The sequence below is a fragment of the Bordetella genomosp. 9 genome (genome assembly GCF_002119725.1).
Classification (GTDB): domain Bacteria; phylum Pseudomonadota; class Gammaproteobacteria; order Burkholderiales; family Burkholderiaceae_B; genus Bordetella_C.
The window spans coordinates 1,768,485-1,782,379 of sequence record NZ_CP021109.1 but is presented as its reverse complement, the minus strand read 5'-3'; the positions used below and the strand labels follow the sequence as shown (position 1 = coordinate 1,782,379).

Sequence of the window (13,895 nt, the reverse complement as noted above, 5' to 3'; positions counted from 1 at the left end):
GGCCCTCCGTTTCAAGCGCCCATACAGGCGCGCAGGGCGTGGTCGAAATCGCCGAGCAGGTCTTCCTCGTCCTCGATGCCAACCGATACCCGTATGAAGCTGTCCGCGATGCCCATTTGCGCGCGGCGAGCCGCACCCATTTCGTAATAGATGGTGTGCGCAGCGGGCAGGGCCAGCGTACGCGTGTCGCCCAGATGGGTGGCGAGGATCACCACGCGCAGCCGATTCAGGAATTCGAAGCAGTCGATGCCATCGATCAGTTCCACACCAAGCAAGGCGCCGAAACGGCCGTCGAACAACTGCGACGCGCGGGCATGCTGCGGGTGCGATTCCAGGCCGGGATAATAGACTTTGCTGACGCCGGGGTGCTTGGAAAGCATGCGCGCAAGCGCCAATGCGTTATCGCAGTGCTTGCGCATACGCAGCGCCAGCGTTTCGGCGCCAACCGATATGCGATGCGCGGGTTCCGCGGCCAGGGTGCCGCCCATATCGCGCAGGCCTTTCTTCTTGATCTGAAGAAGGCCCCATCCCGTGGATGGGCCTTTGCGATACGAGTCGAAGATGTTGGGATAGCTGGACCAGTCGTACAGCCCCGTATCGGTGATCGATCCGCCCAGCGCATTGGCGTGTCCGCCGATGTACTTGGACAGGGAGTTCATCACGAGCGACGCCTGAACGTCGATGGGGCGGAACAGCCAAGGCGACGTCAGGGTGTTGTCGACAAGATAGACCAGGCCGCGCTCCCGGCAGATTGCGCCGATGGCCTGCAGATCGGCAACCTGGGTACCGGGATTCGCAATGGTTTCGACGAAGACCATGCGCGTGTTGGGACGCAGCGCTGCCCTCACCTGCTCGGCGTCGGTCGCATCGACGAAGGTCGTTTCGACGCCCAGCTCGGCCAGCGTTGCGAACAGGCTGTTGGTGTTGCCGAAGATGAACTGACTGGAAACCAGATGGTCGCCCGCGCGCAGCAATGTGGTAAAGACCGCTGCCAATGCCGCCATACCGGTCGCGAAGCTCACCGTGGCGGCGCCGTTTTCCATCTTCGTGATGCGCGATTCCAGCGCCGCGGTCGTCGGGGTGCCCTGGCGCGCGTAGGAATAGCCGGGCTTGCCCTGGAACACGGCGGCCAATTCATGCGCATCCGCATATCCATATTGCGACGAGACGTGAATGGGCTTGTGCACGGCGCCGTGCTCGACGGCGTCACGCCGGTCGGAATGCAGAATGCTGGTGGTGAAGCCGGACTTTTCCATGATGGTGGGGCGCCAAGGAGATACGGTAAGCGAGCGATTTTACCCCTGGCGCTGGCGCACGGTTTCATACAGGCACACCGCGCTCGCCACGCTGACGTTGAGGCTTTCCACCGATCCGAGCATCGGGATATGCACGAGTTCATCGCAGGTTTCACGCGTCAGCCGGCGCATCCCCTCCCCTTCGGCGCCCATGACCCACGCCATGGGCCGGCGCGCGTCCACGCCATGCAGCGGCGTGCCGGCCTGGTCGTCCGTGCCGACCAGCCAGATCCCGCGATCCTTCAGCGCGCGCATCGTGCGGGCGAGATTGGTGACCATGATGTACGGCACGGTGTCGGCCGCACCGCAAGCGACGCGCTGCACCGTCGCGTTCAGACCGACGGCGCGATCGCGCGGGGCGATCACGGCATGTACGCCAGCCGCGTCGGCCGTACGCAGGCAGGCGCCCAGATTGTGGGGATCGGTGACCCCATCCAGCAAGAGAAGAAAGGCCGGTCCCCCGATCCCTTCAAGGACGTCGTCGATATCGACAGCGAGTTGCGCCGGCTCAGCCAGGGCCACCACGCCCTGGTGGCGGGTGCCGCGCGCCATCCCGTCGAGACGTTCGGACGGCACCGGATGCACCTTGCAGCCCGCCTGCGCGGCCTGCTGCGTGAGCGACGCCATGCGCTTGTCGCGACGCGTCTCTTCCACATAGATTTCCTTGATGGATGAAGGCGCGTGGCGCAGGCGCGCCACCACCGCGTGAAACCCTGCGAGTACCTGGGTCGACGCCATAGAACCAATACCTCTTCGATAGAAGCCGCCGCCAGGGCGGCCGATGCTCAGCGGCGCTTACGCGCCGCGGATGTGGTGGCGGCCTGGGCCTGACGGGCCGCCGCGCGATCGGCTTTCTTGGCGGCGGCGCGACGCGCCTTGGCGGTTTGGCCCTTCAGCGCCTGCGGCTTGGTGCCGGCCGCCTTCTTGATGCGCCGCGGCGGTTCATCGGGCCCCCGCTGCGCTGCCTTGCGCAGCGCTTCGAAACTGGTGCCCTTGACCAGGCGGAATTCGATACGCCGGGCTTCGAGATCCACACGCGCGACCTGAACCTGGACCTTGTCGGTAAGCCGATAGCGCATGCCTGTCCGTTCGCCGCGCAGCTCGTGCAAGGCGTCGTTGAACTGGAAATACTCGCCGCCCAGTTCCGATACGTGCACCAGGCCTTCGACGTGCAAGGTATCGAGCGTGACGAATATGCCGAAACTCGCAACGCCGGTCACGGTGCCACTGAAATCCTCGCCAACGCGCTCCTTGACGAACCAGCACTTCAGCCAGGCTTCGACATCGCGCGAGGCTTCGTCGGCGCGGCGCTCGCTGGCCGACAGCAGCAGCCCGAGTTTTTCCCAGATGGCATGCTCGTGCTCTTTGTGGGAGCGGCCGATGACCACCGGCTCGTCTTCCAGGCTGGGCACATAGCGTCCGCCTTGCAACAGGGCCTTGATGACCCGATGGGTCAGCAGGTCGGGATAGCGCCGGATGGGTGACGTGAAATGCGTATACGCCGGATATGCGAGACCGAAGTGGCCGACGTTTTCCGGGCTGTACATGGCCTGCTGCATCGACCTCAGGCACATGGTCTGCAGCAAGGGATAATCAGGACGGTTGCGCACACTATCCAGGAACTCGCCGTAATCCTTTGCCGTAGGCGTATCGCCGCCGCCCAGCGACAGACCCAGGGTGCGCAGGAACTCGCGCAGGGATTGCAGGCGGTCCGGCGTGGGTCCCTCGTGAATGCGGTACAGGCCCGGGTGCTTGCTGCGCGCCATGAAGTCGGCCGCGCAGGTGTTCGCGGCCAGCATGCACTCTTCGATCAGGCGATGCGCGTCGTTGCGCACGACGCCCACGATTTGCTCGATGCGGCCGAGCTCATTGCACACAATCTTGGTTTCGACCGTGTCGAAATCGATCGCGCCCCGCTTGCGGCGCGCCTGCGCCAGGAGCTGAAAAAGCTCGTACAGATGCTGCACGTGCGGCATCACATCGGCCATGGCTTGTGCCGCCGGGCCACCCGGCTGCTGCAGCGCCGCCCAGATATTCGTGTAGGTGGTGCGCGCATGCGAATGCATGACCGCGTTGTAGAACTGGTACGCCGTCACAGTCCCGGCCTTCGCGCCCGATGCGGGAATGACCATGTCGCACACCAGCACCAGCCTGTCGACGTGCGGATTGAGCGAGCACAGGCCGTTCGACAGCGTTTCCGGCAGCATGGGAATGACCCGCCGCGGGAAATAGACGCTCGTGCCGCGCTCGACCGCGTCGTCGTCCAGGGCATCGTTGGGCCGCACGTAATGGCTGACATCGGCGATGGCCACAAGCAGGCGCCACGCCGGCCGCTTGCGCTGTCCGGAGCCCAGCTCGACGGGTTCGCAGTAGACGGCGTCGTCGAAATCGCGGGCATCCTCGCCGTCAATGGTGATCAGCGGAATATCGCGCAGGTCCACCCGGTCTTTCAGGTCCGACTTACGGACCGCGTCGGGCAGGCGCGCCGCCTGCTTGCGCGCCGCTTCGGAAAATTCCACCGGCACGTCGAACTTGCGCACCGCGATTTCGATTTCCATGCCGGGGTCGTCGATTTCGCCGAGCACTTCGGCCACGCGGCCCAACGGCTGCGTATGACGCGTCGGCTGCTCGATTATCTCGACCGACACGACCTGCCCGTGCTGAGCGCCATTCGTATCGCTGGGCGGGATCAGAATGTCGTGCTTGATGCGCTGGTCTTCCGGCACCACGATGGACAATCCATGTTCGTGCAGGAACCGGCCCACCAGCTTGTTGGTCCGGCGCTCGATGACCTCGACGATATTGCCTTCCGGCTTGCCCCGGTACTCGCCGCTGAGCTTGACCAGCACACGGTCGCCGTGCAGAACCTTGAGCATCTCGCGCGGCGAGAGGAAGATGTCCGGCCCACCGTCGTCGCGGACGAGAAAACCGAATCCATCGCGATGCCCCTGGACCCGGCCCGGGACGAAGTCCAATTTGGTGGCAAGCAGCAGCACGCCCTTGCGATTGGGCAACAGCTGGCCGTCGCGCTCCATGGCGGCCAGCCGCCGCTCGAAACCTACCTGCGTCTCAGGCCGCTGGACCCCCATGCGCTCGGCCAGCTCCGCGGGGGACAGCGGCGCGCCAGCGGAACGCAAGGCGCGCAGGATGGCTTCGCGGCTCGGGACGTCGGGATCAAAATCGGGGGGCGTCTCGGGCACGACCGTCGGTCTGTTCTTGTTTTTGTTATTGGCTTCGTCGCTCGATCGTTTTGCCAAAGTCGGAATTCCTGTTTATAATGCGCAGCTTCTGTGCTTTCGCAGGAAATCGCCGCGGAATCAATTGCAAAGGCGGTATTCTAACGAAAATACAGTGCCCAGGTGGCGGAATTGGTAGACGCGCATGGTTCAGGTCCATGTGCCGCAAGGTGTGGAGGTTCGAGTCCTCTCCTGGGCACCAACGGTTCTCTCGATAAGAGTTCTTTCGACAAGACCGTCGTATTCCGAAAAGCCCCGTAGGTCCGAAATGGCCTGCGGGGTTTTTCTTTGGCGTAGTTTTCTTCGGCGTGGTTTTCTTCGGCTTTCAGATCGGGGGGTCCCGGGCGCGGTTTTTTTTAGCGCCGCCCGGCGGGCCGCTGCCGCGCCAGGCCACGCACCGCTTCAGCGTTCAAGGGGCCCGTCGTGCCCAGTCTCTGCAAGTATCCGGCCGCCCTTGGACAGGTAAGCCGCCATCTCGCCCTCGGGCACCATACTGCCGCCGGTTGCCCACGCGATGTGGGTCGCGTTCGCCTGTGCCGCCGCGTCGAAGTGAATGCGCGTCCGATATGCCGCCTGATCGGGCATCATGACGCGCACGATACCGGGCATTCCCGCCAGCGCCGACGGCTCCAGCGCGATGCCTTCCGCTTGCCGCAGCAACGCAAGCAGGGCGTACAGTTCATCGTCTTCAACTGTGAAATAGCCATCGACCAGACGCTGCATTGCGCGGCCGACGAAACCGGATGGCCGCCCCACCGCCAGCCCATCCGCGGCGGTAACGTTATCGATGCCGAAATCCTGAACCGACACGGCGTCGTGCAGGCCGGTATAGACGCCCAGCATCATGCAGGGCGAATGCGTGGGTTCGGCGAAGATGCAGTGCACCGCGTCGCCAAAAGCCAGCTTCAGACCGAATGCCACGCCGCCGGGCCCGCCCCCGACGCCACACGGCAGATAAACGAACAGGGGGTGCGACGCGTCCACGCGTATGCCGGCCGCCGCAAGCTGCTGCTTCAGCCGTTCGGCCGCGACCGCATAGCCCAGGAACAAGTTCCGGGAATTTTCGTCGTCGATGAAGTGACACGTCGCGTCCCGGGCGGCCTGTTTTCTGCCCTCTGCCACCGCCGCGCTGTAATCGGATGCGTATTCCACCACCCTCACCCCATGGGCGCGCAGCTTGTCTTTCTTCCATTGCCGAGCATCGGCCGACATATGGACCGTTACTTGGAATCCCAGCGTGGCGCCCATGATGCCGATGGACAACCCGAGATTCCCGGTAGAGCCGACGGCAATCCGGAACCGGCCGAAGAAAGCCCGGGCCGCATCGCTGTCCAGTTTCGAATAATCTTCGCCGTTGGACAGCAGCCCATGCGCCAGCGCGAGATCCTCGGCATGCTTGAGCACCTCGTAAATGCCGCCGCGCGCCTTGATGGAACCGGAAATCGGCAAATGGCTGTCGAGTTTGACCCAGAGCCGACCCGCCAGGTCCACGCCGTAACGTCCGGCAAGGGCCTCCTGCATTCGGGGCGCCGGCCGGATCGGGGACTCGATAAGGCCGCCGGCAGCCGCCGTCTCGGGGAACACGCGCGCGATGTACGGCGCAAAACGCGTCAACCGGGCGCCGGCGTCGGCCACGTCTCGCTCAGTCAGACCGACGTCCGGCAACGCTTCACGGGCCGGCGACACCGCCGGGTTGAACCATGTCGTCGGCTTCAACGCGATAAGGTCCTCGAGCAGTGGATGGCTTTGGGACCACTGTTCGATGGATCGATCTGCAATCATGGCTTGCTGCCCGGCGTGTCCGAATAAAAGAATGGCGGCATTTTGACAATGCTACTGGCCGGCCGGCAACACGGCACGGCCACAAGGGGCGACTGGGATTCAACAAAGAATCCGCGATCCACCGAAAAAGCTGGCAACTTGCCACACGAGCGAAAAATGTGCATAATCCCGCTCCTGTTCGACGTCGCGCATTTCTGGCGGCTGCGAATATGCCCAGGTGGCGGAATTGGTAGACGCGCATGGTTCAGGTCCATGTGCCGCAAGGTGTGGAGGTTCGAGTCCTCTCCTGGGCACCACCCGATATATCGTCATCGGCGCGACGGCGCCGATGATGTGAAAACCCCCGCGGTCACACGCGGGGGTTTTCGTTTTGGGGCTATTGGTCCTGGGCGTTTGTCCAAGGACCGGCGCGAATCAGTTGCGCAGCACTCGAGTCATCGTCACGTGCGGTATACCGGCGTCCATGAAAATGTCGCCCTCCGCCACGAATCCCTGCCCTTCGTAGAATCCACGCGCATGGGTCTGGGCATTCAGGACCAGCTTGCGATGCCCCGCCGCGCGCCCTGCTTCCACCAGGGCCTGAAGCAGCCGGGCTCCGACTCCCATGCCACGCGCATGGCGATGCACCGCCATGCGGCCGATATGACCATCCGGAAGCAGGCGTCCGGTTCCCAAAACATTGCCCTGGGCATCGTAGGCGACGGCATGCAGGCACACCGCATCCAGTTCATCGAGTTCGAGCTCGGCGGGAACCCGCTGTTCGACGACGAACACGGCGTGCCGGACGCCGGCCGCATCCTGCCGGAGCCGATCCCAGTCCCCCGTCCGAACCGCGATGGATGGTTCGCTCATACTGCATTCCTCGCATGCTTATGGATAAAGCGGGATTTTCGCCAGCGTGGGGGGGATCACGCAAATCCCTGTCGCCGGGCGCAGTTAGAATGAGCTCCTTTTTTGCGCTCTCTCCCCCATGCATGCCGTCGTCACTGCCGCACTGCCGGTATTCGCCCTGATCCTCGTCGGATGGCTGGCGGCGCGCAAGCGTTTGATGGGCGACGCGGCCAGCGATGTACTGAACCGCTTCGTCATTTACCTTTCCCTGCCGGCCCTGCTATTCAGGGCAATGTCGCACGTCAGTTGGGCACAGCTGGCGCATGGCGGCTACATCGCGTCTTTCCTGGGCGGTATCGGGGCGGCCTTCGTTGTGGCGCTCGTGGCGCATCGCGGCAAGGCGACGCCGTTGACCGACGTCAGTATCGAGGCGCTCGGCAATTCGTATGCGAATGTCGGATTCATGGGCATTCCTCTGTGCCTGGTGGTGTTCGGCGAACAAAGCATGGCGCCGGCCGTCGTCGCCACCATGATCACGGCCTGCGTGCTTTTCGGTCTGTCGGTTGCCCTGATCGAATTCGACCTGCAGCACGGCCAGCATATGGGCAGAACGGTATGGAAGGTCGGCCTGGCGTTGGGCCGGAATCCTTTGCTGATCGCGCCCCTGGCCGGCTTCGCATGGTCGCTGACCGGTGTGCCGCTGCCCGAGTCCATCGACAGGTTCATGGCGCTTCTGGGGAACGCCGCCAGCCCATGCGCGTTGATTGCCATCGGCCTTTTCTTGGCGCAGGCCCAAGGCGGCGGCGACGGCAAGGCGGTCGCCCGTGTGGTGGCGGCGAAATTGCTGGTTCAACCGGGCGTGACGGCGCTGCTTGCTTTCGGCGTCTTTTCATTGCCGCCAGTCTGGGCCTGGACCGCGGTCCTGCTCAGTGCCCTCCCCATCGGGACAGGGCCCTTCATGCTTGCCCAGCTTTATGGCCGCGACGCACGCGTGGCGTCGCGGACCATCCTGCTTTCGACACTCGGCTCCGTCCTCACCATTTCCGTTCTTATCGCCTGGATAGAACGTCACGGCGTCCGGTAGCCCGCTTGCCCCACACTCCGCTTCCCGCCTTATGCTCGCTGCCTGCATCTTCGTCCTGACCCTGGCATTGGTGATCACCCAACCCCGCGGACTCGGTGTCGGCTGGAGCGCCGCGGGCGGCGCTTTGCTGGCATTGGCCACCGGCGTGGTCCACCTGGGCGACATTGCCGCGGTCTGGCACATCGTGTGGAACGCAACCGCTACCTTCATCGCCATCATCGTCACCAGCCTGCTTCTCGACGAAGCAGGCTTCTTCAAGTGGTGCGCCCTGCACGTCGCACGATGGGGCCAGGGGCACGGCCGCCGGTTGTTCGCCCTGATCGTCCTCCTGGGCGCCATGGTCACCGCCCTGTTTGCGAACGACGGCGCAGCCCTGATCCTGACCCCCATCGTGATGGAGATGCTGCTTGCCCTGGGCTTGGGCGCCGGCGCTTCGCTGGCTTTCGTCATGGCCGCCGGTTTCATTGCCGATACGGGGAGCCTGCCGCTGATCGTTTCCAACCTGGTCAATATCGTCTCGGCCGATTTCTTCGATATCGGCTTCGCCCGCTACGCATCGGTGATGGTGCCCGTGAATCTGGTCGCGGTGGCGGCATCGCTCGCGATGCTGCTCGTCGTTTATCGGCGCGCGGTACCCGCGCGGTATCACAATGGCGAATTGCCTGAACCTCGCAGCGCGATACGCGATCCCGCCACGTTCCGTGCCGGCTGGCTCGTGCTTAGCCTGCTGCTGGCCGGCTTTTTCATTCTGGAGCCCGCAGGCATCCCTGTAAGCGCCATCGCAGCTGCCGGCGCCCTCGGTCTGCTGGCCATCGCGGGACGCACGCACATCGTCGGCACGCGGCGCATCATGCGTCATGCGCCGTGGCACATCGTGGTCTTTTCGCTCGGCATGTACCTGGTCGTCTATGGCCTGCGCAATGCCGGACTGACCGCGCACCTGAGCGCATTCCTGGGGTGGTGCGCGCAGGGCGGCGTCTGGGGTGGCGCATTCGGCGCCGGCGTGGCCGCCGCGCTGCTGTCTTCGGTCATGAACAACCTGCCTGCCGTCCTGGTTGGCGCCCTGTCCATCGCCGACACTGCCGTCACCGGCACGGTCAGGGAAGCCATGATTTATGCGAACGTCATCGGCAGCGACCTAGGTCCGAAGATCACGCCCATCGGCAGCCTCGCGACGCTGCTGTGGCTGCACGTTTTGGACCGCAAAGGCCTGCATATCGGCTGGGGCTATTACTTCCGGATGGGGGTGGTGCTGACCCTGCCCGTCCTGCTGATCACGCTCGCTGCGTTGGCGGTGCGGCTGATGTAAAGGCGCGCCGGCCCCGCGCCATGTGCTCTGGCACTCGCTCACGATGCCGGCGGCTCGCCACCCGCGCCCATCGGCACGGCGTCTTTATACCCATAAATGATGTACTAATCGATATTCATTATTTTGAGAAATAAGCGTTAACCCTTACAGTGGCTCCTTGGCGCGCCACCCCGGCGCGCGCCCGCCTGCATCCCATCATGTCCGTCAACGCATCCACCCTGAATCTGGGCGGCACCCTGCCGCCGCTACGCATCAATAGCCGTCCCCTTTGGGCGGCTTTGCTACTCCTGATCCTCGGCACGTGGTATCTGGGGGCGACCGTCGGCTGGCGGCAGGCGGCGCTATGGATTACCGGCGCCCTGCTTGGCGTTACCCTGTACCACGCTTCGTTCGGCTTTACCCAGGCATGGCGGGTCTTTGTCTCCGACCGCCGCGGCGCCGGCTTGCGCGCCCAGATGCTGATGCTCGCGGTGGGCGTGCTGGTCTTTTTCCCCGTTTTGTCGCAAGGATCGCTCTTTGGCCAGCCGGTGGCCGGCCTGGTATCGCCGGCCGGCCTCTCGGTCCTGCTGGGCGCGTTCCTGTTCGGCATAGGCATGCAATTGGGCGGCGGCTGCGCGTCGGGCACCCTGTTCGCGGTGGGCGGCGGAAACACCCGCATGGTTGTCACACTGGTGTTTTTCATCGTGGGGTCCGTGCTGGGCACCTACACCTTCCCGTGGTGGTCCGCATTGCCGGCCATCAAGCCGACCTCGTTCGTACTGGCATGGGGTCCGGTCCCCGCCATCGTGGCGAACCTGGCGGTATTCGGCGTCATCGCCGCCATCGCGACCCATATGGAACGGCGCCGGCACGGTCGCCTCGTTTCCTTCGCCGCGCGCACCGACCGCCCCGCCAGCCTGGTCCGGGGCCCTTGGCCGCTCGTCTGGGGCGGCGTGGCGCTGGTCGTTCTGAACTTCGCCACGCTGGCGCTGGCCGGCCGGCCCTGGGGCATCACGTCAGCCTTCGCCTTGTGGGGCGCCAAGGTATGGGACGCCCTGGGCGGCGATGTGGCGAACTGGGCCTACTGGGCCAAGCAATCCAAGGCGCTCGCAGCGCCGGTGCGCGAGGACGTGACGAGTGTCATGGACATCGCGCTGATGCTCGGCGCCCTGGCCGCCGCATCGGCCGCCGGCAAGTTCGCACCGGTTTGGAAAGTGCCGGCCCGGTCCCTCGCTGGCGCGGTGGTGGGCGGCCTGCTGCTCGGCTTCGGCGCCCGCATGGCCTATGGCTGCAATATCGGCGCCTATTTCAGCGGCATCATCTCCGGCAGCCTGCATGCCTGGCTGTGGCTGCCCGCGGCGTTCGCGGGCAGCGCCCTGGGCGTGCGCCTGCGGCCGGTGTTCGGCCTGGCGGTGGAAAAGTCGCCTCCGCCCAGCAGCTGCTAAGGCTCCAAACCGGTTGCCTCCCCCATGGCGAGGCACAGCGATTGCTTCCTGCCACATAACGTCGCCTCGCGCCATGTCGGGCGAGGCGAACCCATCAGGAGGCACTCATGGCAACACGATACAACCCCGACGCCGATTTGGCCGACACGTCCCTGCCCGGCCACGGCAACCGCGCGCTGGGTCCCAGCGATTCTTCGGATTCCGCCAGCGACGTCGGCCCATACGCACCCGATACGGATACGGATGCGACCGGCACCGGTGAGCGCGCCGACGTGGAGGGCGATCCGGACGGCCCAGCCGCCGACGATATCGCCACCGACCGCATTGTGGACGAAGACGACGCCGGCCTGGCTCATACCCGCCCCGATCCCGCCCGCAACGGGGGGTAGCGCCGACACTGGCGGCAGCTCAGCCGCCGGCCGCATGCCGCGGGCGGTCCAGCCGCCCCTATGCGGCCTGGGGACGGGCGGCCTTGGAGAGCAGTCCGATGAACTCGCGATTGAAGGCGGGAATATCGTCGGGCTTGCGGCTGCTGACCCAGTTTCCGTCCACCACCACTTCCTGGTCCACCCAGTTCGCTCCCGCGTTGCGCAGATCGTCCTGCAGCGAGGGCCAGCTGGTCAAGGTCCGGCCCTGGACCAATCCGGCGGAGACCAGCAGCCAGGGGCCGTGGCAGATCACCGCCAGCGGCTTGCCGGCTTCACTGATGCGACGGACGAACTCCCGCGCCTTGGGATGCTGGCGGATCTCATCAGCGTTGACTACGCCGCCCGGCAGCAGTACGGCAGCAAAATGTTCGGGATCCGCCTCGGCAAAGGTCAGATCGACGTCGACCGTCTCGCCTTTTTCCGTGTGCTTGAATCCCTGAATGGGTTCCTGCCGGGCCGAGATGACTACCGCCCGTGCGCCCGCCTGCTGCAAGGCCTTGCGCGGCTCCAGCAACTCGGCCTGCTCGAACCCATCGACCGCCAGAATGGCGACGGTAACGTCCTTGAGAACATCTGCCATTTATGCACCTCGTCATGGAAGCGGCCCGGCCGCCACGGCCGGGCCAACGCCCGCAGCGCCGCAAGTGCGATGCCAGACGGGACGAGGCTGAGGGGCCAGGACTTCCCTCGCCATGGCGGCGATGACGCAAGCGGGCAAGCGGTTTACAGCAGAGTCGCCTGCCCACCGCGTGCCTGACGGCAAGCGCTATTTGGCTCGGCCGGCCGCTTCTGCCTTGGCTCCGCCTTCGCCGTTCACCTTGGGATAGTGGCCGGCAGCCGCATACTCTTCGAGCCGGTTGTACAAGGTCTTCAGGCTGATGCCGAGGATCTCGGCGGCGTGCTTCTTGACGCCGCCGCACTGCTCGAGCGTGGCGAAGATCAGCCGCCGGTCCGCGTCGGCAAGCGGCACGCCCACGGGCACCGTGATCTGCGTCCCCGTGGCCGCCTTCTCGGGAGACATCTGCAGCGGAACGATTCCGGCGCGGATCTCGTTGTCGTCGGCAAGGATGAAAGCGCGGTGGACGTAGTTCTTCAGCTCCCGCACGTTGCCGGGCCAACTGTGGTTGCGCAGGCTTTCCAGCGTGTCCGGCGCGAATTTCTTGTTGGCGCCGCGCTCCTTGTTCAGCATATCGAGATACCGCTGCGCGATGAGGATCACGTCGTCGCCCCGTTCGCGCAGGGGCGGCAGCTCGACCGGGAACACGTTCAGGCGATGATAGAGGTCCTCGCGAAGCTTCCCTTCCGCGACCGCCTCCTCAGGATTGCGGTTCGTCGCCGCAACCACCCGCACGTCGCTGGCAATCTCCCGGTTTGTGCCGACCCGCATGAACAGGCCGGTTTCCAGCACGCGCAGCAGCTTCACCTGCAGGTCGATCGGCATTTCGGTGATTTCGTCCAGGAACAGCGTGCCGCCTGCCGCCCGCTCGAAATAGCCCTTGTGCTGCCGATCCGCCCCCGTAAAACTGCCGCGCTCGTGGCCGAACATCTCGCTTTCGATCAGGTTGGGCGAAATCGCGCCGCAGTTCACCGGTAGGAAGGGACCCTTGCGGCGATTGCTCAGTTCGTGAATGGCCTGGGCGGCCAGCTCCTTGCCGGTTCCGCTGTCGCCCATCAGGAAGACCGTCGCCTCCGTCGGCGCCACCTTGGCGATCTGGCGGTACAACTGCTTCATGGGCTCGGATTTGCCCAGCATTTTCCCGAAGCGGTCTTCCGCCTCGAACGGGCCGCCCCACGGCGACAGATCGGCGTTGCGCGGCATCCGTCCCAGCACCATTTTCAGGCGCTGGATGTTGACCGGCTTGAGCAGGTAATCGATGGCGCCAAGGCGCAGGGCGTCCACGGCGCTTTCCACGCTGGCGTGCCCAGTGATGAAAACGACGTCCACATTCGGGGAGCTCAGGGCCTGGAAAATCTCCAGCCCGCTCCCATCCGGCAACTGCAGATCGGACAACACCAGGTCGGGCGATTGGCGCAGGATCTGGATCTTCGCCTCTCGCAGGTCGCTCGCCTGGGCAACGGTGAACCCTTCGTCCTTGACGATCTCTGCCAGCGCGGTTCGCACCGGAGATTCGTCATCGACGATCAAAACATGTGGCATGCGCAGTTTCCGTGAAGTTCGAGTTTTCTTCCAAGGCCTATAGATGGGCAGCGGCGCAGCCGCGTACCCGCCGATCCTCGTCCTCCATTCTAGCGTCGGTCAGGCATGCTCCGCATCGCAATAAAGACGGAGACCGGTGCATAATGCGGGCCGATTTCGGCAGCGAAGCTTATCGTGCCGCTTCTCGGCCAAACGTAATGAATTCGTACAGTTGGCTAAGATTTTCATCTTCTTTCAGATGCTTGCAATGGCCCGTAAGCTGGCTGAGTACGATCTTTCTTATAGGAATTTCCCATTCAGAGTCCGGCGTCCTCCGCGAGCCGGAGCACCCGACAAGCCAGGAAGGAA

General features: G+C 64.6%; 11 protein-coding genes and 2 tRNA genes. 6 read left to right on the top strand and 7 right to left on the bottom strand.

Features of this window, described 5'->3' with window-relative positions:
* Positions 1 to 11: 11 nt before the first annotated feature.
* Genes CAL13_RS08255 through rnr form a run of 3 tightly spaced genes read right to left on the bottom strand, consistent with a single transcriptional unit; the run spans position 12 to position 4,552 of the window.
* Positions 12 to 1,256: a cystathionine gamma-synthase family protein gene (locus CAL13_RS08255; RefSeq protein ID WP_086072055.1), complete on the bottom strand. Its 1,245-nt coding sequence runs from the start codon at positions 1,254 to 1,256 to the stop codon at positions 12 to 14.
* A 39-nt stretch (positions 1,257 to 1,295) separates the two neighbouring features.
* Complete coding sequence (gene rlmB, locus CAL13_RS08250) at positions 1,296 to 2,033, bottom strand: 23S rRNA (guanosine(2251)-2'-O)-methyltransferase RlmB (protein WP_086056977.1); 738 nt, start codon at positions 2,031 to 2,033, stop codon at positions 1,296 to 1,298.
* Positions 2,034 to 2,080: 47 nt separating this feature from the next.
* A complete protein-coding gene (rnr, locus tag CAL13_RS08245; protein WP_086056976.1) occupies positions 2,081 to 4,552 on the bottom strand; it encodes a ribonuclease R in 2,472 nt (823 codons plus the stop codon).
* Between the two features lie 96 nt (positions 4,553 to 4,648).
* On the opposite strand from rnr, the gene CAL13_RS08240 reads away from it, so the two are divergent.
* A tRNA-Leu gene (locus tag CAL13_RS08240) sits at positions 4,649 to 4,733 on the top strand.
* Positions 4,734 to 4,933: 200 nt separating this feature from the next.
* Here the strand turns inward: CAL13_RS08240 and dsdA are convergent.
* Positions 4,934 to 6,313, bottom strand: coding sequence for a D-serine ammonia-lyase (gene dsdA, locus CAL13_RS08235; protein WP_086072054.1), 1,380 nt, complete (start codon positions 6,311 to 6,313; stop codon positions 4,934 to 4,936).
* A gap of 211 nt (positions 6,314 to 6,524) precedes the next feature.
* Between dsdA and CAL13_RS08230 the strand changes: the two genes are divergently transcribed.
* Positions 6,525 to 6,609 (top strand) — tRNA-Leu (locus CAL13_RS08230).
* A 118-nt stretch (positions 6,610 to 6,727) separates the two neighbouring features.
* On the opposite strand, the gene CAL13_RS08225 is transcribed toward CAL13_RS08230, so the two are convergent.
* A complete protein-coding gene (locus CAL13_RS08225) occupies positions 6,728 to 7,165 on the bottom strand; it encodes a GNAT family N-acetyltransferase (protein WP_086072053.1) in 438 nt (145 codons plus the stop codon).
* 118 nt (positions 7,166 to 7,283) lie between these two features.
* On the opposite strand from CAL13_RS08225, the gene CAL13_RS08220 reads away from it, so the two are divergent.
* From CAL13_RS08220 to CAL13_RS08205, 4 genes are all read left to right on the top strand, one after another.
* Complete coding sequence (locus CAL13_RS08220) at positions 7,284 to 8,228, top strand: AEC family transporter (RefSeq protein WP_086072052.1); 945 nt, start codon at positions 7,284 to 7,286, stop codon at positions 8,226 to 8,228.
* Positions 8,229 to 8,259: 31 nt separating this feature from the next.
* Entirely contained in the window at positions 8,260 to 9,537 is a 1,278-nt protein-coding gene (locus tag CAL13_RS08215) for an arsenic transporter (RefSeq protein WP_086072051.1), read from the top strand.
* A gap of 197 nt (positions 9,538 to 9,734) precedes the next feature.
* Positions 9,735 to 10,961, top strand: a complete 1,227-nt coding sequence (locus tag CAL13_RS08210) for a YeeE/YedE family protein (protein ID WP_086059332.1) — start codon at positions 9,735 to 9,737, stop codon at positions 10,959 to 10,961.
* A 107-nt stretch (positions 10,962 to 11,068) separates the two neighbouring features.
* Positions 11,069 to 11,350, top strand: a complete 282-nt coding sequence (locus CAL13_RS08205) for a hypothetical protein (protein ID WP_086056971.1) — start codon at positions 11,069 to 11,071, stop codon at positions 11,348 to 11,350.
* A 58-nt stretch (positions 11,351 to 11,408) separates the two neighbouring features.
* Here the strand turns inward: CAL13_RS08205 and CAL13_RS08200 are convergent, their stop codons facing one another.
* Positions 11,409 to 11,969 carry a type 1 glutamine amidotransferase domain-containing protein gene (locus CAL13_RS08200; RefSeq protein WP_086056970.1) on the bottom strand — a complete coding sequence of 187 codons (561 nt, stop codon included), beginning with the start codon at positions 11,967 to 11,969 and terminating at the stop codon, positions 11,409 to 11,411.
* A 186-nt stretch (positions 11,970 to 12,155) separates the two neighbouring features.
* On the bottom strand, positions 12,156 to 13,547 hold the full coding sequence (locus CAL13_RS08195; protein ID WP_086056969.1) for a sigma-54-dependent transcriptional regulator: 1,392 nt from the start codon (positions 13,545 to 13,547) through the stop codon (positions 12,156 to 12,158).
* Positions 13,548 to 13,895: the final 348 nt, after the last annotated feature.